Origin of the sequence: uncultured Arenimonas sp. (assembly GCF_963976025.1) — a bacterium.
Lineage (GTDB): Bacteria > Pseudomonadota > Gammaproteobacteria > Xanthomonadales > Xanthomonadaceae > Arenimonas.
Window position 1 is genome coordinate 1 of sequence record NZ_CAXBJS010000023.1, and the last position, 24,156, is coordinate 24,156.

Annotated in this window: 16 protein-coding genes and 2 pseudogenes; 10 read left to right on the plus strand and 8 right to left on the minus strand. The window is 71.1% G+C overall.

What is annotated here, in order from left to right:
• Window positions 1–717 (minus strand): hypothetical protein (locus AACZ35_RS03015; protein WP_339825931.1); only part of this gene is annotated, 717 nt, incomplete at its 3' end.
• Window positions 718–839: 122 nt separating this feature from the next.
• On the opposite strand from AACZ35_RS03015, the gene AACZ35_RS03020 reads away from it, so the two are divergent.
• From AACZ35_RS03020 to AACZ35_RS03045, 6 genes and pseudogenes are all read left to right on the plus strand, one after another.
• Complete coding sequence (locus tag AACZ35_RS03020) at window positions 840–1,232, plus strand: PTS sugar transporter subunit IIA (RefSeq protein ID WP_339825933.1); 393 nt, start codon at window positions 840–842, stop codon at window positions 1,230–1,232.
• On the plus strand, window positions 1,225–1,494 hold the full coding sequence (locus AACZ35_RS03025) for an HPr family phosphocarrier protein (RefSeq protein ID WP_339825935.1): 270 nt from the start codon (window positions 1,225–1,227) through the stop codon (window positions 1,492–1,494). The genes AACZ35_RS03020 and AACZ35_RS03025 overlap by 8 nt, the downstream gene beginning before the upstream one ends.
• Window positions 1,494–3,206 (plus strand): phosphoenolpyruvate--protein phosphotransferase, encoded by a 1,713-nt coding sequence (ptsP, locus tag AACZ35_RS03030; protein WP_339825937.1) that lies wholly within the window; start codon window positions 1,494–1,496, stop codon window positions 3,204–3,206. The genes AACZ35_RS03025 and ptsP overlap by 1 nt, the downstream gene beginning before the upstream one ends.
• A 45-nt stretch (window positions 3,207–3,251) precedes the next feature.
• Window positions 3,252–4,610 (plus strand): magnesium transporter, encoded by a 1,359-nt coding sequence (mgtE, locus tag AACZ35_RS03035; RefSeq protein WP_339825939.1) that lies wholly within the window; start codon window positions 3,252–3,254, stop codon window positions 4,608–4,610.
• 3 nt (window positions 4,611–4,613) lie between these two features.
• Window positions 4,614–5,000 (plus strand): annotated as a pseudogene (locus AACZ35_RS03040) (NUDIX domain-containing protein); the annotation flags it as partial.
• Window positions 4,989–5,345 carry a cupin domain-containing protein gene (locus tag AACZ35_RS03045; protein WP_339825963.1) on the plus strand — a complete coding sequence of 119 codons (357 nt, stop codon included), beginning with the start codon at window positions 4,989–4,991 and terminating at the stop codon, window positions 5,343–5,345. The pseudogene AACZ35_RS03040 and the gene AACZ35_RS03045, both read left to right, overlap by 12 nt.
• A gap of 3 nt (window positions 5,346–5,348) precedes the next feature.
• On the opposite strand, the gene tsaB is transcribed toward AACZ35_RS03045, so the two are convergent.
• From tsaB to mrcB, 4 genes are read right to left on the minus strand one after another with little or no spacing between them, the layout of a single operon-like run.
• Window positions 5,349–6,038, minus strand: coding sequence for a tRNA (adenosine(37)-N6)-threonylcarbamoyltransferase complex dimerization subunit type 1 TsaB (gene tsaB / locus AACZ35_RS03050; protein ID WP_339825942.1), 690 nt, complete (start codon window positions 6,036–6,038; stop codon window positions 5,349–5,351).
• Window positions 6,035–8,062 (minus strand): ATP-dependent DNA helicase, encoded by a 2,028-nt coding sequence (locus tag AACZ35_RS03055; protein WP_339825944.1) that lies wholly within the window; start codon window positions 8,060–8,062, stop codon window positions 6,035–6,037. Before AACZ35_RS03055 ends, tsaB begins: the two co-directional genes overlap by 4 nt.
• Complete coding sequence (locus tag AACZ35_RS03060) at window positions 8,063–8,584, minus strand: hypothetical protein (protein WP_339825946.1); 522 nt, start codon at window positions 8,582–8,584, stop codon at window positions 8,063–8,065.
• Window positions 8,585–8,597: 13 nt separating this feature from the next.
• Window positions 8,598–10,952: a penicillin-binding protein 1B gene (gene mrcB, locus AACZ35_RS03065; protein WP_339825948.1), complete on the minus strand. Its 2,355-nt coding sequence runs from the start codon at window positions 10,950–10,952 to the stop codon at window positions 8,598–8,600.
• A 621-nt stretch (window positions 10,953–11,573) separates the two neighbouring features.
• Here mrcB and AACZ35_RS03070 point away from each other — a divergent pair.
• A pseudogene (locus tag AACZ35_RS03070) lies at window positions 11,574–12,590 on the plus strand (glycosyltransferase); the annotation flags it as partial.
• A 525-nt stretch (window positions 12,591–13,115) separates the two neighbouring features.
• Entirely contained in the window at window positions 13,116–15,227 is a 2,112-nt protein-coding gene (locus AACZ35_RS03075; RefSeq protein WP_339825966.1) for a glycosyltransferase, read from the plus strand.
• A gap of 7 nt (window positions 15,228–15,234) precedes the next feature.
• Here the strand turns inward: AACZ35_RS03075 and AACZ35_RS03080 are convergent, their stop codons facing one another.
• The gene (locus AACZ35_RS03080) at window positions 15,235–16,857 is read right to left on the minus strand and encodes a hypothetical protein (protein ID WP_339825950.1); all 1,623 of its coding nucleotides are present in this window, start codon (window positions 16,855–16,857) and stop codon (window positions 15,235–15,237) included.
• A gap of 63 nt (window positions 16,858–16,920) precedes the next feature.
• A complete protein-coding gene (locus AACZ35_RS03085) occupies window positions 16,921–19,026 on the minus strand; it encodes a bifunctional (p)ppGpp synthetase/guanosine-3',5'-bis(diphosphate) 3'-pyrophosphohydrolase (RefSeq protein ID WP_339825953.1) in 2,106 nt (701 codons plus the stop codon).
• A 120-nt stretch (window positions 19,027–19,146) separates the two neighbouring features.
• Between AACZ35_RS03085 and AACZ35_RS03090 the strand changes: the two genes are divergently transcribed.
• Entirely contained in the window at window positions 19,147–19,608 is a 462-nt protein-coding gene (locus AACZ35_RS03090; RefSeq protein WP_339825955.1) for a hypothetical protein, read from the plus strand.
• A 90-nt stretch (window positions 19,609–19,698) separates the two neighbouring features.
• Here the strand turns inward: AACZ35_RS03090 and hrpA are convergent, their stop codons facing one another.
• On the minus strand, window positions 19,699–23,682 hold the full coding sequence (hrpA, locus tag AACZ35_RS03095; protein WP_339825958.1) for an ATP-dependent RNA helicase HrpA: 3,984 nt from the start codon (window positions 23,680–23,682) through the stop codon (window positions 19,699–19,701).
• A 93-nt stretch (window positions 23,683–23,775) separates the two neighbouring features.
• Between hrpA and AACZ35_RS03100 the strand changes: the two genes are divergently transcribed.
• Window positions 23,776–24,156 (plus strand): Dps family protein (locus AACZ35_RS03100; protein WP_339825961.1); only part of this gene is annotated, 381 nt, incomplete at its 3' end.

Consider the following 24,156-nt stretch of genomic DNA (forward strand, 5'->3'; position numbering starts at 1 on the left):
TTCCAGGCGGGCGTAGCGCACTTCACCCGGCGAGAAGGCGTATTCGACATTGGTGACGATGTCGAGGCTGCCGGGGTTGGTGATGGTGCGGCTCGGCGGGATGATCAGCTCTTCGGCGACCAGCACCGGGTCGTTGCTGCCCGGGATGGTCAGCTGCAAGCCACCGTTGGCCTGCAGGATCACGCGCTCCCAGGCGGCATTGGCGTTCAGGCCGGTGTTGGAACCACAGCGCCAACCGCCCGACATGTTGCCGCCGTCGGTATGGATGCACATGCGGTCGTTGTTGCCGGTATTGGTAGTGTCGCAGCTGGTCCGGGTGACCGTCTCGCCGCCCGGCGCGAAGCCAATCGACTGCTCGTTGTCGAAGTACCACTCCACGTTGTTGGAGCTCGTGGTGGCATTGCCCAGTCCGGTATCGGTGAACACGTCCACGCGCGGCGCCTGCGCCAGTACGTTGAAGTTCGGATCGCCGACGAGGCGGCAGGCGTACATGATGTTTTCTTCAGAGCAGTTGGCCAGGATGGTGGCCAGCGGGATGCCGTTCTGGGCATAGGTCGAGCTGTGGCAGACGCTCCAGCCGCCACCGGTGACGGTGGCCTCGGGGACATTCTGCTGCACGCCGACCGGCGCGTAGGACTGGGCGGCGGCATTGCCTGACAGCAGCAGGCCACCGAAAGCGAGCAGCGAGGCCCGCACCAAATGCGATTTGCGAATCATCTTTTGTATCCCCTGTGGACAACCGCCGGAAACGGATTGGTGGCTACTATAAGTCCGTCCGGAGCGGCTGTCATTGATACTTTCTGCCAATTGGCCCGGCACCAGTCTGCTAATGTTCCCCCATGTCCGTTGGCATCCTCCTGCTAAGCCATCCCGGGGTCGGCAGCGCCGTGCTGGCGGCCGCGCGCGGCCTGCTGGGCAGCCTGCCCCTGGCCACCGAGGCCTTCGAAGTGCCCTGGGACGCCAAACCCGACGACCTGCTGGCCCCGGCCAGCGCCGCGATGCGCAAGGTCGACGCCGGCGACGGGGTCCTGCTGCTGACCGACCTGTACGGCGCCAGCCCCGCCCGCCTGGCCGACAGGCTGGTCCACCTGGGCACCCCGGCCCACCGGGTCAGCGGCCTGGGCCTGCCCATGCTGCTGCGGGTGCAGAACTACCCCGAACAGGACCTGGAAGAACTGACGCGCACGGCCGCCGCCGGCGCCCGCAACGGAGTGGTGGTGGACGATGCTTGAGCGCGAACTGCAGGTAACCAACAAGCTCGGCCTGCACGCACGCGCGGCGGCCAAACTCGTGCAGCTGCTGTCGGGCTACCAGTGCCAGGCCACCCTGCTCGGCCGCGGTCGGGAAGTGAACGCCAAATCCATCATGGGCGTGCTGCTGCTGGCCGCCGCCCCGGGTGCCACCCTGCTGATGCGGGTTGATGGCGAAGACGAGGCCGAGGCCCTGGCCGCCGCCGCCGCGCTGTTCGAGCGCGGTTTCGACGAGGAAGGCTGATGCGGCGCCAGCTGCGCGGCGTCACCGCCTCGCGTGGCCTGGCCCTGGGGCGTGCCCGCGTGCTGCACCCGCAGGCGCTGGTGGTCGAAGAATCCCGCATCGCCGCCGACCAGGTGGACGCCGAACTGGCCCGCCTGCACGAGGCCCTGGACGCCACCCGCGGCGAGCTGCGCGCCCTGCGCGAGCGCCTGCATGGGGCCCTGGCCCAGGAAGTGGGCGAGTTCATCGACCTGCACGCCATGATCCTGGACGACCCCGAGCTGCTGCAGGGCCTGGACGACCTGGTGCGCACCGGCCGCTACGGCGCCGACTACGCCCTGAAGCTGCAGCGCGACCGGCTGGCGGCCGTGTTCGAGGGCATGGACGACGAGTACTTCCGCAGCCGCCGCGAAGACCTCGACCACGTGGTCGGCCGCATCCACGCCGCCCTGCACCGCCGCGGTGACGACGCCATCGAAGGCCTGGCCGGCGAGATCCTGGTCTGCGAAACCGTGGCACCGGCCGAACTGGCCGCCTGGCAGGCGCGCGGCGTGGTGGCGGTGGCCACGGCCACCGGCAGCCCGCTTTCGCACAGCGCCATCCTGGCCCGCAGCCTGCACCTGCCGCTGCTGGTGAACGTGCCCGAGCTGCTGGCCCACGCCAACGACGGCGACGCGCTGATGCTCGACGCCAGCCACGGCGAACTGGTGCTCGAACCCGGCCCCGACGACCTGGCCCACTACCACGCCCGCCAGGCCCAGATCGGCCGCGAACGCGCCCAGCTGGCCCGGCTGCGCCGGCAGCCCACGCGCACCAAGGACGGCGTGGATATCCGCCTGTACGCGAACGCCGAATCGCGCGAGGACGTCGCCGAGGCGCATGCGCTGGGCGCCGACGGCGTCGGCCTGTACCGCACCGAGTTCCTGTTCCTGCAGCGCCAGGAACTGCCCACCGAGGAAGAACAGTTCCTGGCCTACCGCGACCTGGTGCTGGGCCTGGCCGGCCGGGTGGCGACCATCCGCACCCTGGACTTGGGCGCCGACAAGGCCGACCGCACGGGCCTGGCCCTGCGCAGCGAACCCAACCCGGCCCTGGGCCTGCGCGGCGTGCGCCTGTCGCTGGCGCATCCGGACCTGTTCCTGACCCAGCTGCGCGCCATCCTGCGCGCCAGCGCCTACGGGCCGGTGCGCATCCTGGTGCCGATGATCAGCGGCCGCGAGGAAATGCAGCGGGTCTGCGACCTGCTCGACCGGGCCCGTACCTCCCTGCTCGAGGAAGGCCGCCAGGTCGGCCCGGTGGCCGAGCTGGGCGCGATGATCGAAGTGCCGGCGGCGGCCCTGGGCCTGGGCGACATCGTTGATCTGGTGGACTTCGTATCGGTCGGCACCAACGACCTGGTGCAGTACCTGCTGGCCACCGACCGCAACCACGAGGCCCTGGCCGAACTGTATTCACCGCGGCACCCGTCGGTGCTGCGTCTGCTGGCCGAGGTTTTCGCCTTCGGCCGCCGCAACGGCATCCCGGTGGCGGTCTGCGGCGAAATGGCCAGCGAAGCCGCCAACGTGCCGCTGCTGCTGGCCTTGGGCCTGCGCGACTTCAGCCTGCACCCCTCGACCCTGCTGGAAGTGCGCAAGGCCGTGCGCGACGCCGACCACGCCAGCCTGCGCCGGCGCGCCAACACCCTGCTGCGCTGCCACGACCGCGCCGCCATCGAACGCTGGCTCGCCCGCTAGGGGACAACCCGTCCATAATGTGCGGGCCTTCCCCGGAGCCCGCCGATGGCCGACGCCGCGCACCACGACAAGACCGCCCGGCAGCTTCGGCTGCTGTCGGACGCGCTCGACTCGGGCCGGCTGGGGCCGGTGCGCCGCCTGGTGAATTCGCTGTCGCCGGCCGAAATCGGCAACCTGCTCGAATCCCTGCCGCCGGCCAAGCGCAACATCGTCTGGGGCCTGGTCGATCCCGAAGACGACGGTGAAGTGCTGGTGCACGTCGGCGACGACGTGCGCGAAAGCCTGCTGGCCGAGATGGACACCGACGAAATCGTCGCGGCCGTCGAAGACCTGGACATCGACGACCTGGCCGAACTGGCCGAAGACCTGCCCGACACGGTCATCGAGGAAGTGCTCAAGTCGATGGACCGGGAAAACCGGGAACGGCTCGAGCAGGTGCTGTCCTACGACGAGGACAGCGCCGGCCGCCTGATGAACCCGGACGTGATCACGGTGCGCACGGACGTCACCGTGGACGTGGTGCTGCGTTACCTGCGCCTGCGCGGCGAGATCCCCGAGCACACCGACCACCTGTTCGTGGTCAGCCGCCGCCACCAGTACCTGGGCCGCGTGTCCGTGGCGTCGCTGCTGACCCACGACGCCAGCACGCCGATCAACGAACTCTTCGACGACGAACAGCCGGCCATCCAGGTAGATACCCCGGCGCACGACGTCGCCAGCCAGTTCTCCGACCACGACTGGGTGTCGGCACCGGTGGTGGACCACAACAACATCCTGCTGGGCCGCATCACCATCGATGACGTCGTCGACATCATCCGCGACCACGCCGCGCACCAGGCGCTCAGCGCCGCCGGCCTGGACGAGGACGAGGACATGTTCAGCCCGGTCGCGCGCGCGGCGCGGCGGCGGGCTCTGTGGCTGGGCATCAACCTGCTTACCGCCTTCCTGGCCTCGTGGGTGATCGGCCGCTTCGAAGGCACCATCGAACGCCTGGTCGCGCTGGCCGTGCTGATGCCGATCGTCGCCAGCATGGGCGGCGTCGCCGGCACCCAGACGCTGACGCTGATGGTGCGCGGCATGGCGCTGGGCCAGGTCGGCATGGGCAACATCGGCGCCCTGCTCAACAAGGAAGTGATGGTCGGCCTGCTCAATGGCCTGGCCTGGGCGATGGTCGTGGGCGTGGTGGCGGCGCTGTGGTTCGGCGACTGGCCGCTGGGCGGCGTCATCGCCGCGGCGATGGTGATCAACCTGGTCACCGCCGCCCTGGCGGGCGTCGGCGTGCCGCTGCTGCTTCGGCGCATGCGCATCGACCCGGCCCTGGCCGGCGGCGTGGTGCTGACCACGGTCACCGACGTGATGGGCTTCTTCTCGTTCCTGGGCCTGGCGACGCTGGTCCTGCTGTAAACCATGGCGCTTATCCGGACCGTCGCGGCCGTGCTGTGTGACGACCAGGGCCGTGTGCTGCTGGTACGCAAGCGCGGCACCGACACCTTCATCCAGCCCGGTGGCAAGCGCGAACCCGGCGAGGACTCGCTGCAGACACTGGCGCGGGAGCTGGCCGAGGAGGTCGGCGTTGGCCTGCGGCCGGGCGCCATCCGCCTGGGTGAATTCGAAGACGTCGCGGTGAACGAAGCCGGCGCGCGCGTGCAGGCGGAAGTTTTCCTGGCCAGCGTCGACGGCACGCCGTCGGCAGGCGCCGAGATCGGGGAACTGGCCTGGGTGGATCCGGCCGCACCGGGCGAGCGCAAGATTGCGCCGCTGTCGCGCTGGCAGATCCTTCCGATGCTGGCCTCGCTTTGGAAACCGGCGGTGCGCGAAGCCGACCGGCACTACGTCTGGGGTGGCAACAACGACGGCTGGCACCTGCTGCAGCGACACGACCTGTCGGTGATCGCCGAACACGTGCCACCCGGTGGCCGCGAACACCGGCACCGCCACGGGCAGGCGCGGCAGTTCTTCTACATCCTTGCCGGGCGCGCGGTGATCGAACTGGCGGGGCGCGAGGTGGCGCTGGCTGCGGGCCAGGGGCTGGAGGTGCCGCCGGGCCTGCCGCACCAGTTCAGCAACCCTTTCGACGAGGCCGTGCACTTCCTTGTGGTGTCGCAGCCCAGCGCGCGCGGCGACCGCACCGATGACTGAGCCTCAGCGCGGAACCGGCTTGCCCTGCTCTGCCAGGGTCAGCGCGACCTTGTCGCGCAGGTAGGCGGGTTCCAGCGCGTCGGCGGCGATGGCTTCGCCGCGCTGCCAGGCGCGCACGGCCAGGCGGGCGAGATCGCGGGCGTGTGGCAGGGCGTTGGCATCGAATTCCGGAAGCTGCTCGCCAAGACGGGTTACCAGTGCACCGTCACCGGCCGCGAAGCCCGAGCCGACACCCTGCATCGGCGCGTCGGGAATCGGCGCCTCCGAAGGGGCGCACAGGACTTCCGGGCCGGCGGCGCTGACCAGGCCGTCGGCATCGCGCACGAACGCGCCCAGGTAGATCTCGCCCATGCGCGCATCGATGGCGGCAAGGATGTTGTCGCCCTGCCCCTGCATCGCCAGCACCGCCAGCGTGGACACCGGCAGCACCGGCCGGTCGAGCGCCAGCGCCAGGCCCTGCACCAGGGCGATGGCCAGGCGCACGCCGGTGAAGGCGCCGGGACCGCGGCCGACGGCGATGCCGTCGATCTGCGACTTGGCCAGGCCGGCTTCGGCCAGCAGTTCATCGGCCCAGGGCAGCACCAACTGGGTGTGCCGGCGCGGCGCCAGTTCGTGGCGCGCGAACACCTGGCCGTCGGCGTACACGGCGACGGAGCAGGCTTCGGTGCTGGTTTCGATGGCCAGGAGCTTCATGGCGTGGATTGTGCCGCAAGCGGCGCGGTCTCCGCGTCGGCGAAGAAGCGCTGCACGTCTTCGATGTCGCGGGTGCGCGGGAACGGCGGCAGGCTGGCCAGGAAGCTGCGGCCGTAGGGTTTGCCAAGCAGTCGCGGGTCGCACAGCACCAGCACGCCGCGGTCGTGGTCGCTGCGGATAAGCCGGCCGACGCCCTGCTTGAGCGCGATCACGGCCTGCGGCAGCTGTTCGTCGCGGAAAGGGTTGCCGCCGCGGCGGCGCACGGCCTCGAGCCGGGCCTCGAGCACCGGATCGTCGGGCGCGGCGAAGGGCAGCCGGTCGATGACGACGACGCTGAGCGCTTCGCCGGCGACGTCCACGCCTTCCCAGAAACTGGCGGCGCCCAGCAGCACGCCGTTGCCCGAAGCGCGGAAACGTTCCAGCAGCACGCTGCGCGGCGCGGTGCCCTGCACGAACAGCGGCCATGGCGCGTCGCGCAGTTCTTCGGCAGCCTCGCGCAGGGCGCGGTGCGAGGTGAACAGCAGGAAAGCGCGGCCCTTGGAGGCTTCCAGCACCGGCCAGGCGACGTCGAGTACGGCACCGACGTATTCGCGGCTGTTGGGTTCGGGCATGCCTCGCGGCAGGTAACACAGCGCCTGGTTGGGCCAGTCGAAGGGGCTGGGCTGCAGCAGCTCACGCGGCTCGTCCAGGCCCAGGCGCCGGCCCAGGTGGGCGAAGTGGCCGTCCACCGCCATCGTCGCCGAAGTGAAGATCCAGGCGGCGCGGCTCTTCTCGCGGTACTCGCGCAGCGGGCCGGATACATCCAGCGGCGTGCGCTGCAGGGTGAACCCACGCTGGGTGAGCTCGTACCACTTCACCGAAAAGTTGTCGGCGGAGGGGGCAGAGTCGAGTTTTTCCTGCGCTGTCTCAGTCGGCGACTCTTCATCGGAGAAATTCGACTCTGACCCCGGTTTTTCGAGCCAGGCGGCGAGGCGGCGGCGCAGTTCGACGGCGCGGTCACAGCAGGCCGCGAAGCCCGGGGCGGCGTCGGACAGCGGGCCGAGCACGCGCTGCAGTTCGGCCAGGGTGTGTTCCAGGTGCTGCAGCGCCGCCGGGGCACCGGGCAGGGCCAGCAGGCGCGCCTGCGGGCCGCGCTGGGGCAGTTTGTCCAGGGCCAGGCGCAGGTCGCGCATGGCCTGTTCCAGGGCACGCGCGGGACCCATCACCGTGGCAAGGGACGCGGTGACGTTCTTGCACTCGGCCAGGCTGTCGCGCGCGAGGTCGAGCAATTGCCGCGCGGAAATGCCCTCGCCGAAAAACTGCGCGGCCAGTTCCGGCAGCTGGTGCGCTTCGTCCAGCACGAAGGCGGAAGCGCCGGGCAGGATTTCGCCGAAACCTTCCTGCTTGATCGCCAGGTCGGCCAGCAGCAGGTGGTGGTTGACCACCACCAGGTCGGCGGCCTGCGCCTGCTGGCGCGCCTTGGCCACGAAACATTCGTCCCAGAACGGGCACTCGCTGCCCAGGCAGTTGTCGGCCGTGGACGTGACCTGCGGCCACAGCGGCGAATCTTCGGGCAGGTCGGCCAGTTCGGCCAGGTCGCCGCGCATCGTGCGGCCGGCCCAGGCGACTACGCGCTGGAAATGCCCGACCACTTCGCGCGACTGGAATTTTTCGCCCTTGGCCTGTTCAAGCCGGTACAGGCACAGGTAGTTGGCGCGGCCCTTGAGCAGCGCGGTCTTGATGCCGGCGCCCAGGGCCTGGCGCACGCGCGGCAGGTCGCGATGATAGAGCTGGTCCTGAAGCGCCCGCGTGCCGGTGGACAGGATCACGCGCTGGCCCGACAGCAGGGCCGGCACCAGGTAGGCATAGGTCTTGCCGGTGCCGGTGCCGGCTTCGGCCACCAGCGTGGCGCGGTCATCGATGGCTTCGGCGACCGACTGCGCCAGCTGGTTCTGCGCCGAACGCGGCACGAACCCTTCCAGCCCGGTCGCCAGCGGCCCGTCCGGCGCCAGTGCGGCGAGCGTGCGTTCGGCGAGGTCGCCCACCTACATGCGGACCGGCGGCGACACCGTGCAGGACTCGCCCTGGCGATGGGCGACGGCGGCCGCCTCGTTGGCGCCGCGCATGGCGCGGGCGTTGCCGATGGTGGCCCAGTTGCGGCGGCACAGCCCACCCAGCTTCGGGCCCAGTTCGAAGGACTGGGCGGCCAGGATTTCGGCCTGTTTCCAGGCACGGCGCAGCAGCGCCAGTTCGGCCTGCCACTGCAGCAGGTCCGGGTCGCCCGGGCTGATCACGAGCGCCCGGGCCAGGGTGTCGAACGCGGCCTTGGGTTTGCCGGCTGCTTCCTGCGCCTGGGCTTGCGCGCGCAGGTCTTCAACCTGGGGATCGCGCAGCGGCTGCACTTCCAGTTCGTGGCCGTGTTCGCCAAGGGCGCGCACCTGCGCCACCAGTTCGGCCGGCGACGCCGTCGCGACCGCGGCGGGTTCGGACGGCGCCGGGCCCGCGGGCGTCGAAGCACAGGCGGCCAGCAGCAGGGCCAGGAAAATCACGGTAAGTCGGGCAAACACGTCGGTCGGTCCTTCAATCTCGGTTGTCGCGGCGGTCACGGCGGTCGCGGCGATCGTCGCCGCCCCGGCGGAACCAGTCCAGCCAGCTGTTGCTGCGGCAGCTGACGTGTTCGGGCGGCAGGTAGCCGCCGACGAAGGCGTAGCGGCGCGCACCGTCGCAGTCTTCTTCGGTGGTGGCGAACACCTCGGCGTCCACCCAGCCCCATTCCAGGCCCTGCATGCCGACGTCCAGCGGCGCGGTGGGCAGGCCGGCGAACAGCGACGACCATACGCGCATGGCGCCGGTGGATCCGTAAAGCCCGGTGGGTTCATTGCGGTCGTTGCCGACCCACACCACCGCCAGGTGACTACCCGTATAACCGGCGAACCAGCTGTCGCGGCTGTCGTTGCTGGTGCCGGTCTTGCCGGCGGCCTTCAGGTGCCCCAGGCCGTCGCGCACCAGCTGGCTGGCGGTGCCGCGGGTCACGGTGTCCTGCAGCGCCAGCGTCACCAGGCGCGCGGCGATCGCATCGCCTTCCTGCGCCGGTGCCGCCTTGAAATCGTATTCGCTGACCGCCTCGCCCTTGGCGTCGATGACGCCGCGCACCGCGCGCAGCGGCTGGATTTCGCCGCCGGAAGCCAGGAACTGGTAGACCTGCGCCATCGAAAAGGGGCTGAGGTCGACCGAGCCCAGGATCAGCGACGGGTTGGGCTGGGCGCGCAAGCCTGCCAGCACCTTCAGTAGTTCGGCCAGGCGCTCGGGGCCGACGTCCATGCCCACGCGCACCGTCGCCTGGTTGTACGAATGCATCAGCGCATCGGCCAGGCTGACCCGGCCGTGGCTGCGGCCGTCGGAGTTTTCCGGGTTCCAGCGTTTGCCGTTGGGCAGCACCAGGTCCACCGGCGCGTCGTCCACAGGCGTCGCCAGCGACCAGCGGTCGGGCTGGGCCAGCGCCAGCAGGTAAACCATGGGCTTGAGCAGCGAACCCACCGGCCGCTGCGCTTCGAGCGCGCGGTTGAAACCCGGCTGGTCGGTGTCGCGGTTGCCGACCATGGCCAGCACTTCGCCTGATTTCGTGTCGGTCAGCACCAGGCCGGCCTGCAGGGCCGGACCGTCCTTGCGCTGCACCTTGTCGAGCGTGCCGGTGACGGCCTGTTCGGCGCGCAGTTGGGCCGACGGCGACAGCGTGGTCACCACCACCAGGCCGGCGCCACGCAGCGCGTCGGCCGGGTAGTCGCGCGCCAGCTGGCGGCGCACCAGGTCCATGAAGGCCGGGTTGCGGTTCGAGGCCACGCCCGGGCGCGCGCTGACGCCCAGCGAGGACGCCATGGCTTTTTCGGCGTCGGCGGCGGTGATCAGGCCGGTGTCGCGCCAGACCGCCAGCACCAGGTTGCGGCGCTTGAGCGCCGCTTCCGGCCGGCGCCGCGGGTCGTACACCGACGGGCCCTGGATCATGCCCACCAGCAGGGCCATGTCCTGGGTGCGCAGCGCCGAAAGGTCGCGGCCGAACCAGAACTCGGCGCCGGCGGCGATGCCGTGGATGGCCTGATTGCCGTGCTGGCCCAGGTAAACCTCGTTGAAATAGGCCTCGAGGATGCGCTGCTTGTCGTAGCGCGCCTCGATGATGACCGAGTAGCTGGCTTCCTTGATCTTGCGGGTCCAGGCCACTTCGCGGCTGAGGAACAGGTTGCGCACCAGCTGCTGGGTCAGCGTGCTGGCGCCCTGCTCGATCTCGCCTTCGCGGGTGTTCACCCAGGCCGCGCGCAGGATGCCCCAGGGGTCGATGCCGTGGTGGTGCTTGAAGTTGCGGTCCTCGACCGCCTGCAGGCCGGTGACCAGCAGCGAAGGCACGTCCTGCAGCTGCACCAGGCGGCGCTCTTCGGTGACGTCGCCATAAAGCGTGGCGATGCGGGCCGGGTCGAGGCGGGCGTCGTCGACCGGCTTGCCCGACTTGCGGTCGGTGACCGTGGCGACGCGGCCGCCGTCGATGAGCACCGACAGCTGGCGGCCCGGCACCGGGCCTTCGAGGTCGGTGAAGGCGCGGGTGGCGATGTCGAAACGTTTGCCGTCGCGGGTCCAGGTGCCGGGCAGTTCGCCGCCGTCTTCGCGGTAACCGGCGGCAGCCAGCTCCAGCAGCAGGGTGTCGGCGTCCAGGCGCGTGCCCGGCACCAGCGGCTGCGGGCGGGCATATACGCGGGTCGGGACCTGCCAGACCAGGGCGTCGAATTCAGCCCGTACGCGCTTGTCGAGCACGTAGAAATACGGCACGCCCACGCCCACGACCAGGCCCAGCGCAAGCAGGGCGCCGCGGAAGAGCCAGGTACGCCAGCGGGGACGGGCGGAAGGAGAGCCTGAGGATTTGGGGGAAGCGCTTCGGGGCACGGACATGGATAATCCCGGGGTGCGGCGAGTCTAGCAGGCCGTCGCAGCCCCGTTCCCACCCGAGACTGAACACCCCGCATGGACGCCACTTCCCGACCGGTCACGTGCCGCTGGGCCGACTCGCCGGCGCAGGCGCTGGCGCGTGCCCGCGCGCAGCATCCGGGGCGGGACGTGCTGCTGCTGCGCGAAGGCCTGGTGCTGGACGAAGCGGCCTGGGAGCGCCTGCACGCCGCCTGGCGCGACGGCGACTGGGACGTGCTGTCGCCGCTGGACGGCCGCTGGCCGCTGGGCGCCAGCGACGGCAACGACGCCGATGCGGCTGCCTGGAGCTTCGGTGAACATGCGGCGTTCGACTGGGCCGGCTGGTCTGCCGAATGTTCGCTGTGGCGCGGCGGCGACGACCGCGCCCTGGATTATCCCGACAGCCCCCTGCCCGGCCAGCGCGGCCTGCTGCCCTGCGTGCAGGTCGGCGCGGCGGCGCCGGCAAGCGGCGAGGCGCCGGCGGTGGTGCGCGCGCTGCAGGCGCGGCTGGCATCGGGTGGCCGCCGCATCCGCCCCGGCCGCCCGGTGCTGCTGCACGTGCTGCATGCCTGGGGCGGCGGCGCCGAACGCTTCGTGCGCGACCTGATGGCCGCCGACGATTCGCGCGAACACCTGGTGCTGGTGGCGCGCGGCGACCACGACCGCCCGCCCTTCGGCCGCCGGCTGTGCCTGCACGCCGACCTCGACGCGCCGCCGCTGCAGGTCTGGGAGCTTTCGGCGCCGATCGCCGACTGCGTGGCGTCCTCGGCCGGGGTCGGGGACGTGCTGGAACTGCTGCGCACGCGCTGGGGTGTCGGCGCGGTGCTGGTGTCTTCGCTGGTGGGGCATTCGCTCGACGTGCTGCGCACCGGGCTGCCGACGGCGCTGTGCCAGCACGACCTGTTCCCCGCCTGGCCGCTGCTGCACGATGCCCGCGACCCGGCCAGCGAAAGTTTCGACCAGGCGACGCTGGCGCGGCTGATCGCCGAAGCCGGCGAAACCTTCCTGTTCCCCAGCCGCGACCCGGCGCACTGGTGGGCGCTGCGCGCGAACCTGTTCGAAACACTGGAAAAACAGAACGTGCAACTGGTCGCGCCCAGCGACTTCGCCCGCGGCCGCGCCTGCGCGCTGGCGCCGGCGCTGGCCGCGCGGCCCTGGCGCATCATCAACCACGGCCTGGCGCCGTTCCCGACGACTCCGAAAACGCACGCGCCACGCCGCGCCGACGCGCCGCTGCGCGTGCTGGTGCCGGGTCGCGTGCACGGCGCCAAGGGCAGCGAACTGCTCGACGGCCTGGTCGCATGCCTGCCCGAGGGCGTGGAGCTGGTGCTGCTGGGCACCGGCCCGCAGGGCGAACGCTACCGCGGCCGCCGCGGCGTACACCTGAAAAAGGACTACGCGCGCGACGAGCTGCCGCACTGGCGCGACACGCTGGCCCCCGACCTGGCCCTGCTGCCATCCACCGTGCCGGAAACCTGGTCCTACACGCTGTCGGAAATGTGGGCGCTGGGCCTGCCGGTGCTGTGCGCCGACCTGGGCGCGCCCTCGGCGCGGGTGCGCGCCACGGATGCCGGCTGGCTGCTGCCGCCGACCGCGAAGGCCTTCGCGCAGCAGCTGGCCACGCTGGCGGCCGACCGCAACCAGGTCGCCGCTGCGCGGGCGCGGGTGCCGACCGAACAGCCCGGCCTGGAATCGATGGCCTCGGCCTGGCGCGAAGCACTGGCCACCAGCGCGCCGCGCCTGCAGCTGCCGCGCGCCGAAGTCCAGGCCAGCCAAAACCTGGTACTGGAAGAAACGCTGGCGAAAACGCAGGCCCGCGAACGCGACCTGGCCACCGACCTGGCGAAGGCCAACAAGGAGCTCGACCGCCGCGCCGACTGGGCCTTCGGCCTGCAGGCGCAGCTTCTCAGCCAGGCCGGCGAAAAACAGGCACTGCAGGCGCAGTCCGACGACCTGCAGGCGCGCATCGGCCGCCTCGAACAGCAGCTCGCCGACGCCCACGGTTATTACCAGCGCGACTGCACCGACCTGGCCCGCCAGCGCGACGTCGCCCTGGCCCAGCGCGACGAACGCCAGCAGGCGCTGGACCGCCTGCGGTCCTCGTTCGCCTGGCGCGTGGCCCGGCGCCCGCAGAAGGCCCTGGACGCAATGCACGCCGGCCTGCAGGGCCTGGCCTTCCGCCTGCGCCAGCTGCGTTCGCTGGCCGGCCGCGGCATCACCAGCCTGCGCGTGCGCGGCTGGGCCGGCACCCTGGAACGCTGGCGCCAGCGTCGTGCCACGCCGTCCGGTGAAACCAGGCTGGTGCGGCCGCCCTCGCCCGCGGCCAGCGGCGCCGCGCTGCGCCTGCCGCGGCCGGAAGCGCCGCGCGCCAGCATCATCGTGCCGGTCTACAACCAGCTGCACATGACCCTGGGCTGCCTGCGGGCGCTGGCCGATTCCGGCGACGCCACTGCCTTCGAGGTCATCGTGGTCGACGACGGCTCGTCCGACGCCACGCCCGAACTGCTGCCGACGGTGCCGGGCCTGGTGTTCCACCGCAATGCGAAGAACCTGGGCTTCATCGGCGCCTGCAATGCCGGCGCGGCGAAGGCGCGCGGCGAGTTCCTGGTGTTCCTCAACAACGACACCACCGTGCAGCCGGGCTGGCTGGACGCGCTGCTGGCCACCTTCGAACGTTACCCCGACACCGGCCTGGCCGGCAGCAAGCTGGTGTATCCGGACGGGCGGCTGCAGGAAGCCGGCGGCATCATCTTCGCCGACGGTTCGTGCTGGAACTACGGCCGCTTCGAAGACCCGGCGCACCCGCGCTTCAACTTCGTGCGCGAAGTGGACTATTGCTCGGGCGCGTCGATCGCGATCCGGCGCGAGCTGTTCGAAGGCCTGGACGGCTTCGATGCATTTTATTCGCCGGCCTATTACGAAGACACCGACCTGGCCATGCGCGTGCGCGACCGCGGCCTGAAGGTGCGCTACCAGCCGGCGTCGGTGGTGGTGCACCACGAGGGCGCGACCTCGGGCACCGACACCGGCAGCGGCGTGAAGGCCTACCAGGTCGCCAACCAGGCCAAGTTCCTTGAACGCTGGCGCGAGGTGCTGGCGCGCGACCACCTGCCGCCTTCCGCCGGCGCCGAAATCGCCAGCGAACGCGGCCGGAAGCGGCGCGTGCTGGTGCTCGACGCCTGCACGCCCACGCCCGACCGCGATTCGGGTTCGCTGCGCATGACCGCGCTGCTGCGGCTGCTGCGCGAGGAAGGCTGCTCGGTGGTGTTCTTCCCGGAAAACCGCGCCCACGACGGCGCCTACACCGAAGCCCTGCAGCAGCTGGGCGTCGAAGCCTGGTGGCATCCCTGGCTGGCCGACGTGCCGCGCTGGCTGGCCCAGCACGGCGAACGTTTCGACCTGGTCATCGGCAGCCGCCACTACGTGCTGGGGCCGATGCTGCCGCTGCTGCGTTCGCAGGCGCCGCGGGCGCGGGTGGTGTTCGACACCGTCGACCTGCACTTCCTGCGCGAACAGCGTGAAGCCGAGCTTGCCGGCGACGCCGCCGGCCTGCGCACCGCCGCGCGCACCCGCAAGGCCGAACTGGCGCTGGTCGCCCAGGCCGACCTGACCTGGGTGGTGAGCGAAGCCGAACGCGTGCTGCTGGCCACCGAAGCACCGGGCGCGCGCGTGGACGTGGTGTCGAACATCCATGACATCGCCGAACCGGGCCCGGGTTTCGCCGGCCGCGAAGGCCTGCTGTTCGTCGGTGGGTTCCGGCACCCGCCGAACGTCGATGCGGCGCGCTGGCTGGCCGACGACATCCTGCCGCGCATCCACGCAAAACACCCGGGCCTGTCGCTGCACCTGGTCGGCGGCGACGCGTCGCCGGCGGTGAAGGCGCTGGGCCAGCGCAGCGGCATCCACTTCCGCGGCTACGTGCCCGACCTGGGCCCGCTGCTGCGCGAAGTGCGCATCTCCGTGGCGCCGCTGCGCTACGGCGCCGGGGTCAAGGGCAAGGTGAACCAGGCGCTGGCGCACGGCCTGCCGGTGGTCGCCACCACCTGCGCGGTCGAAGGCATGCACCTGGTTGATGGCGAGGACGTGCTGGTGGCCGACGATGCCGACGCCTTTGCCGAGGCCGTGCTGAAGCTGCACGACGACGCCACGCTGTGGTCGCGGCTCTCGGAAGGTGGCCTGGAAAACACCCGCCGGCATTTTTCACCGGACGTGGTGCGGGCGCCGCTGCGTAGGTTGCTGGACGAACTGCCCGGCCGCTGAAGCGGCTTCAGCCGCCCGCGCGGCGCAGGCGTTCGGCGAAGGTTTCCAGGCGCGGGTTGGACGGGTCCACCTCGCGCGCCGCCGACAGCGCGCGGCGCGCCAGCGCGAACTCGCCGGCGCCGAGGCGTTCTTCGCCGAAAGCCAGCCAGCGGTCGGCCAGGCGCCGGCGATCATCCGCCAATTCGTCGCCGCCGCGGTCGCGCACGACCAGCGCGTCCAGGCAGGCCTGGGCGGCACCGAGTCGGTTGCCGGCCAGTTCGTCTTCGAAGCAGGCGCGGGCGCGCCGGCTGTATTCGACGAAGGCGCGGCGCACGGCGCCGTTGTCGGGCGCCATCGACTGCGCGCGGCGCAGCAGGTCCCAGGCGCTGGCGCCGGGCGGGTCGACCAGGTCGCCGGCGCGCATCGCGGCCGCGGCTTCGTCGAGCAAGGCATCGAGCTCGTCCGGATCCAGCGCCTGCCCCGGCACGTCGTCGCGCGCCTCGCGGGCCTGCTCAAGGCGGCGTTCGGCGGCGGCCACGGCCGGCGAGCCGGGCGCCCATTCGCGCGCGCGGTTGATGGCCTCGGCGGCGGCGTCGAATTCGAAGTCGGCGGCATAGCGGCTGGCGCGCGCCGACAGCATGGCCGCGGCGTCGTCCATGCCCTGGCGGGCCTCGACGTCGTCGGGCCGTTCCGCCAGCAGCGCCTGGAAACCCAGTGCCGCCGCTTCGATGCGGCCCGCGCGCAGCTCGGCCTGGGCCGCCTTGAGCGCGGTTTCGCGGGCGTTTTCGCCGGCGGCGCGGGCTTCGCCCAGGCGCGCCTGCACCGAGGGCAGGCCCAGGTGGCTCGGGTCGGCTTTCACCACCCTGTCCACCAGCGCGCCGGCGGTGCGCAGGTCGCCGTCGACCAACGCACGTTCGGCGTCGAGCAGCAGGCTGGCCAGCAGGCTGCGCCGGCCTTCGAGCGCGATGGCGTTGTCGGGCTGCAGGCGCAGCACGTCTTCGTAGAGCGCCAATGCGCCGTCGCCCTGCTGTTCGATGCGGCCCTGGGCCTGGGCGTCACGCGCCGCCTGCAGGCGCTGCGCGATGTCGGCTTCGGCCGACTGGCGGTTGGCCAGCTCGGCTTCGATGCCGGCCAGGTCGTCGGCCGGCGCCGCCATGGCCCGGGCCAGGCCCAGGTGCTGGCGGGCGGCGTCGAAGTCGCCGCTGGCGAGCGCGGCGCGCGCATGCACCAGCGCCGCTTCGCGCACGGCGACCAGGCCGCTGCGCGCGGCCGGGTGGTCGGGGTCGCGGGCCAGCACGGCCTGGAAACGTTCGCGCGCGCCCTGGCCGTCGGCGCGGCTGAGCTCGCCGCGGGCCAGGGCCAGCTGCGCGGCTTCGATTTCGCGGTTGAGTTCGGACGAGGGGATCAGCGCCTGGCTCAGGCTTTCGCGCCAGGTGCCCAGGGCCAGCAGCAGCGCCACCACCACGACCAGGCTGCCCAGGGCGAACCAGACCCAGAACAGGCTGCGGGGCGGCCGCGGCGCGCGCGAAGGCGGCCCCGGCGCGGGCGGCGGCGGGTCCTGGGACCCTTCGCGGCCGCGCGGGCGGTCGAGGTCGAGTTGGTCGAGGGCGCCCAGCGACGGGGTCGCTCCGGGGTCCTTGCGATGGTTCATGCCGTGCCCTTGTCCATGCGCGGCAGGATAGCAGCGCAAGGTGAACGGACCCCGGCCGGGCGGTCAGCCCAGGCGATGCGCCTCGCGCACGCCGGGCACGGCGCTCAGGCGCCCGAGCAGGTCGCTGAGCTGGCCGAAATCGGCCACGCGCACCGCCAGGCGCAGTTCGGCCAGGCCCTTGTCGTCGTCCACCCGCGACTGCAGGCCCAGGATGTTCACGCCCTGCTGGGCGATGGTGTTGGTGAGGTCCTTGAGCAGCCACTTTCGGTCGAAGGCATGCACCTGGATGTCGACGTCGTAGCTGCCGCGGGTGCCGCGTCCCCATTCGACCGGCAGCAGGCGTTCGGGATTGCGTTCTTCGAGCCGCTGCAGCGCCGGGCAGCCGGCGCGATGGATGCTGACGCCGCGGCCGCGGGTGAGGTAACCGACGATCGGGTCGCCGGGCACCGGCTGGCAGCAGCGCGCGATCTGGCTGAGCAGGTTGCCGACGCCTTCGACGGTGAACGGCGCGTTCGGCGGCGGCGGCGGGGCGCTGCGGCGGGTCAGCGGCGCCGGTTCGGCCGGTTCCTTTTCCGCCTGGGCGTGGTCGTGCAGGCAGCGCGTGACCTGGCTGGGGCCCAGGTCGCCCAGGGCCAGCGCCAGGTGCAGGTCTTCGATGGATTCGAGTTTGAACTTCGCCAGCACCGGCGCCAGGTCGGCCTGGGTCAGGGCCATGCGCCGCAGCTCCTTTTCCAGCATGTCCTTGCCGTCGTGCAGGTTGCGGGTGCGGTCGATGCGGTGGAACCAGGCGCGCACCTTGTCGCGGGCGCGGCCGGTGGCCAGGAAGCCGTTGCTGGCCAGCAGCCAGTCGCGGCGCGGTTCGGCGGTCTTGCCGGTGAGGATCTCGACCTGGTCGCCGGTGGCGGGCTGGTGGTCGAGCGGCACGATGCGGCCGTTGACCTTGGCGCCGCGGCAGCGGTGGCCGACCTCGGTATGCACCGAATAGGCGAAATCGAGCACGGTGGCGCCGCGCGGCAGGTCGATGACTTCGCCGCGCGGGGTGATGGCGTAGACCCGGTCTTCGACCAGTTCGGTGGAAAAACCCTGCACCAGGGTTTCGTCGCGGTCGTCGCGGGCCTCGAGCAGCTGGCGCATCCAGGCGACCTTGCGCTCGAAGCTGGCGTCGGCGCCGCCGCCTTCCTTGTAGCGCCAGTGCGCGGCGACGCCCAGTTCGGCGTGTTCGTGCATCTGGTGGGTGCGGATCTGCACTTCCAGCGTGCGCCCGCCCGGGCCGATGACCGCGGTGTGCAGCGACCGGTAGTCGTTGCCCTTGGGGTGGGCGATGTAGTCGTCGAATTCTGACGGGATCGACGGCCACAGCTGGTGCACCACGCCCAGCACCGCGTAACAGCTGGGAATGTCGTCCACCAGCACGCGCACGGCGCGGATGTCGTAGAGCTCGCTGAAGGGCACGCCCTTGCGCTGCATCTTCCGGTAGATGCTGTAGATGTGTTTTGGCCGGCCGGCGACGTCGGCGTTGCGCACGCCGGCTTCGGCCAGGGCCTCCCGGATGCGGGCCATGGCGTCGCTGATGAAACGTTCGCGGTCGCCGCGTTTTTCGTCCAGCAGGCGCGCGATGCGCTGGTAGGTTTCCGGCTGCAGCCAGCGGAAGGCCAGGTCCTCGAGCTCCCACTTGAGCTGCCAGATACCCAGGCGGTTGGCCAGCGGCGCGTGGATGTCGCGGGTGAGCTCGGCCAGGGCGCGGCGCTGGTCTTCGGGCAGCGCCGCGGCTTCGCGCAGGCGCACCAGCTGCACGGCCAGCAGCACCAGCACCGCACGCAGGTCGCGCACCAGGGCCAGCAGCAGGCGACGCAGGCCTTCGGCGCTGCCCTGCCCGGGCCGGTGCTGGTGCAGGTCGTCGACCTGGCCGGCGGCGACCAGGCCTTCGAGCAGGCGCTTGAGGCGCGGCGCCTGTTCGAGCACCGGCGCCGGCAGCGCGGCGCGCAGGGCCGGCCACTGGTGCAGGCAGGCGGCGGCCAGTACTTCGGGGTCGGCGCGCAGCGGCCGGAGGGTCTCGAACACGGCCAGGGCGCGGTTCTGGTCGGCGTCGGCCGGCAGCCGCGCCGCCGTTTCCACCAGGGCCGCCCACCAGGCCGCACCGGCCTCGACGCCGGCCAGGGCTTGCTGCAAACGTGCTTGTGGGGGGGCAGAGGTGTTCAAGTGGCGCCTGCATTGGCCGGGGAGTTAGACTGCCCCGCGATTGCTGGCAGTTCAACCAGTACGGAAAAAACCATGCGCCGAATGTTGCTTGTGTCCCTCGTCCTGTCCGCCGCCCTGGCCGGCAGCGCCCTGGCCCAGTCCTTCTCCTCGGTGGAGGAGCGCATGACCGAGGCCGAGTTCAAGGCCGCGGGCCTGGACAAGCTGTCGCCGGAAGAACTGGCGGCGCTCAATGCCTTCATCGCCGCCGAAACCGGCAAGGTCGCCTCGACCCTTCCGGCGGCGACGCCGGTCGCCGACAACCGCGGCTTCAGCAGGCCCTCCGGCCCCGATGGCGCGATCTACTCGTCGATCAGCGGCGAATTCCGCGGCTGGAGCCAGGGCAGCCGGTTCACGCTCGACAACGGCCAGGTCTGGCAGGTTGCCGATTCGACCGCGCGCCTGCGGGTAAAGATGGAAGACCCGAAGGTCATCATCGAACCGGGCGCGCTCGGCGCGTGGTTCATGAAGGTCGAAGGCTACAACGCCCGCGCGGCGGTCAAGCGCCTCAAATAAGTCCCGGAAATACGTCTGTAGCAGCGCCTTCAGGCGCGAATCTCTTCTTTGCGACCAGCAAAGTCAAAAGATTCGCGCCTGAAGGCGCTCCTACAGGTTCGCGAGTGTGCGGGCGAGTTTTTTGGTCGAGACCTGGCGGCGGGTGCCCAGTTCCTGGGCGAACAGCGAAACCCGCAGCTCTTCCAGGTCCCAGCGCAGGGACTGCCAGGCCGGCAGCGCCGCGTCGCCGCTGGCGCGGGCGCGGTCAAGCGCATCGGCAAACGGTTTGAGCTCAAGCATGCGGGCCTGGTCGCGCACCGGGTCGCGCAGCGCGCGTTCGGCGCGCAGCGACAGCGCCTTGAGATAGCGCGGGTACTCCGACAGCGCCCCGGCCGGCGTTTCGCGCAGGAATCCGGGCGGCACCAGGCCGGCCAACTGCGCCTTGAGGTCGTCCAGGTTGCCCTTGGCCCAGCCCAGCAGCGGCGATTCCAGCCGCGGCTTGATCTCGGCCACCAGGCCCAGGATCTGTTCGGCCAGCTGCAGCCGCGCCATGGCTTCCGGGAACAGCCGTTTGCCGGCCTCCTGCAGCTGCGCACCGAAAGCCGCCGGGTCGCGCACCGCGCCCAGGTCGCCGTCGGTCACCGCCAGCAGGGCCGCGTCGGCGAGGTCGCTGCGCAGGTGTTCGTGCGCGGGGCCCTGCCCCGGCGCCTGCTGGAAACCTTCGATGGTGGCGTACAGCAGCGCCAGCTTCGGGCTGACCGGCAACTGCTTGCGCGCCTGGCGCAGCTTGTCGGCCAGCGCCAGGCGCAGCAGGCGGCGCACGCCGGCGGCGTGTTCGCGCGCGGCTTCGTCGCGGTCGGCGAAAACGCTGAGCGACACCGTGCCCCCTTCGTCCACCAGCGCCGGGAAGGCCGGCACGCCGGCCGCGCCGGGCACCTGCACCGGGATCGGCGCGTCGGGGAAACGGGTCAGTCCTTCCTGGGCCAGGTCTTCGCCGGCGCGTTCGGCGAAGGCCTGCTCGGCGCGGTCGCCGAAGCGTGCCCTGAGCGCGTCCAGGTCGCGGGAAAGCGCCAGCACCGATCCGTCGCGTTCGGCCAGGCGCAGGTTCATGCGCAGGTGCGGGTCCAGCGCCGCTTCGTCGAAGTCCAGCGCGGTCACCGGCGCCCCGGTGGCCTTGCTCAGGAAACGCGCCAGGGTGCCGGCCAGGCTGTCGGCTTCCGGCTTCGGGAACGCCTGTGCGAAGGCGCGCGCGAAGTCCGGCGCCGGCACGTAGTTGCGGCGTTGGGCCTTGGGCAGGCCGCGGATGAGCGCGGTGGCCTTTTCTTCCACCAGGCCCGGCACCAGCCAGCCCAGGCGGGTGGCGTCGAGCGCCATCAGCAGGTGCAGCGGCACGTCCAGGGTGACGCCGTCCTCGGCGTGGCCGGGTTCGAAGCGATAGTGCAGCGCCAGGCGGGTGTCGCCGATCGGGAAATACTTAGGGAAACGTTCGGCCTCGCTGCCCTCGCCCGGCAGCAGTTCGGCCAGCGGCCATTCCAGGACCTTCTTTTGCCCGGGCGCAAGCTTGCCGTACCAGGCGTCGAGGCCGGCGACCGAGTTGAGGTCGGGCGGCAGGCGGTCGAGGTACCAGCGCGCCTGCCAGTCCTCGTCGGCCACCAGGCCGGCGCGGCGCAGCTTGGCTTCTTCTTCGCGGGCTTTTTCCAGCGTCGCCAGGTTGCGCTTGAGGAAGGGTGCACGGCAGTCCACTTCGCCGGGCCCCAGGCCCTGGCGCACGAACAGTTCGCGAGCTTCGGCCGGATACAGGCCGCCGTAGTGCACGGGTTTTTTCGGCGCCAGCACCAGGCCGAACAGGCTGACCTGCTCGCTGCCCAGCACCCGGCCCTGGCTGCGCGACCAGTGCGGGTCGAAGTGTTTGCGCGCCAGCAGGTGCGGCAGTTCGGCAATGACCCAGTCGGGCTCGATCTTTGCCCCCATCATGCCCCACACCTTCTGGGTGTCGAGCAGCGTGGCCACCAGCACCCACGCCGGCGGTAGCTTCGCCAGCGACGAACCGGGGAAGAGCTGGAACTTGCGCTGGCGCGGTGCGTCGTAGATGCCCTTTTCGGTGCGGTGGCCGATTTGCGCGGGCAGGCCGGCGATCAGGGCGCGGTGCAGCTGGCGGTAGAAGGGGTTGGTGTCGGGCTTGGATTTCCGGCGGCGCGATTTGGGGTCAGGTGCACTTTCCCCCGCGCTGTCCGGCTCGCCCTCCGTCTCCGGGGAAAAGTGCACCTGACCCCGGGCCGTGTCCCAGCCCAGCTCCTCGCAGGCCAGCCGCAGCTGCCGGTGCAGTTCGCGCCACTCGCGCATGCGCAGGAAGGCCAGGAAACGTTTTTCGCACCAGCTGCGCAGCTTCGACTGGGTCAGGTCTTCGTGGGCCTCGCGGTAGGCCTCCCACAGCTTGAGGATGCCGACGAACTCCGAATTGGGGTCGGCGAATTCCGCGTGCGCATTGTCGGCCTTCTCGCGGGCGTCGGCCGGGCGTTCGCGCGGGTCCTGGATGCCCAGGAAGCTGGCGATGACCAGAAGTTCGTGCAGCACGCCGTGGCCGCGTGCGGCGACCAGCATGCGCGCCAGCTTGGGATCCACCGGCAGCCGCGCCATTTCGCGGCCGATGCCGGTGAGATTGCGCTGCTCGTCGACGGCGCCCAGTTCGGCCAGGGTCTGCCAGCCATCCGCGATCGCGCGCGGGTCGGGCGGATCGATGAAGGGGAAGTCCTCGACCCGGCCCAGGCCCAGCGTCAGCATGCGCAGGATGACGCCGGCCAGCGAGGCACGCAGGATTTCCGGGTCGGTGAAACGCGGGCGCGCGGCGAAGTCGTCTTCGGAATACAGCCGGTAACAGACGCCGGCGGCGATGCGGCCGCAGCGGCCCTTGCGCTGGTCGGCGCTGGCCTGGCTGACCGGTTCGATGTGCAGGCGGTCGAGCTTGCCGCGGGGGCTGTAGCGTTTCACGCGCGCCAGGCCGGGGTCGATGACGTAGCGGATGCGCGGCACAGTCAGCGAGGTTTCCGCGACATTGGTCGCCAGCACGATGCGCCGGCCCGGGCCCGGATTGAATACCTTGTCCTGGTCGCGCACCGACAGCCGCGCGTACAGCGGGATGACTTCGGTGGAGCGGTACTTGCGCCGGTTCAGCGCCGCGTGCGCGTCGCGGATCTCGCGCTCACCCGGCAGGAATACCAGGATGTCGCCGATCGGGTCCTGGCGGGTGATGTCGTCGGCCGCGGCCACGATCGCCTCCGCCAGCGGCAGGTCAATGGGGTCGGACCCCGTTTCCTCGTCTCGGCCCGGGGTGAAATAGCGAACGTCCACCGGATAGCCGCGGCCTTCGACGTTCACCACCGGCGCGTTGCCGAAGTGTTTGGCGAAACGGTCGGTGTCGATGGTGGCGGAGGTGATGACCAGCTTCAGGTCGGGGCGCTTGGCGACCAGCTGCTTGAGGTAGCCGAGCAGGAAGTCGATGTTGAGGCTGCGCTCGTGCGCTTCGTCGATGATCAGCGTGTCGTACTTCGACAGCCAGCGGTCGGACTGGATTTCCGCCAGCAGGATGCCGTCGGTCATGAACTTGATGAAGGTGTCGTCGCCGACGTTGTCGGTGAAACGCACCTGGTAGCCGACCGCGCCGCCCATCGGCACCTGCAGTTCCTCGGCCACGCGCCGGGCGACGGCGCGCGCGGCGATGCGGCGTGGCTGGGTGCAGCCGATCAGGCCGGCGCCACCGCGGCCGGCGGCCAGGCAGAGTTTGGGCAGCTGGGTGGTCTTGCCCGAACCGGTTTCGCCGGCCACCACCACCACCGGGTGCTTGCGGATCAGCTCGACCAGGGTGTCGGCCGCGCGCGACACCGGCAGGCTGTCGTCGAAACGCGGCGTTGGCCGCTTCGCCTGGCGCGCGGCGAACGTCGCCTTCGCGGCGGCCAGGGCGGTTTCATAGGCCTCGCGCTTGCCGGCGTCGTCGGGCGCCTTGCGCGCGGCGCCGCGCAGGCGCAGCAGCCGGCCGCGTTCGCGGCTGGGCACGGCGTCGTCGGGAAGGGGCGGAAGCGGGGCCGGACGGGCGGACATATAACGCCATTCTAACGTCCGGACGGGGGTTCATCGGACTTCAACGGGAGCGGGAGTAGGATTGAAGGGTCCCGTTCAACGAGGAGTCCTGTCATGGCATCAAAGTCGAAAAAGCCCGCCGCCGCCGCGTCGTCCGCGCCGAAGATCGACATCGGCATCAGCGAGAAGGACCGCAAGAAGGTGGCCGAAGGCCTGTCGGCCTTCCTGTCCGACAGCTACACGCTGTACCTGAAGACCCACAACTTCCACTGGAACGTCACCGGGCCGATGTTCAACAGCCTGCACGCGATGTTCATGACCCAGTACACCGAACAGTGGACGGCGCTGGATGAAATCGCCGAACGCATCCGCGCCCTGGGTTTCCCGGCGCCGGGCTCCTACGCCGAGTTCGTCAAGCTCTCGTCGATCAAGGAAGAACAATCGCCGGGCGGCCTGGACTGGCAGGGCATGGTGCGCCAGCTGGTCAGCGGCAAC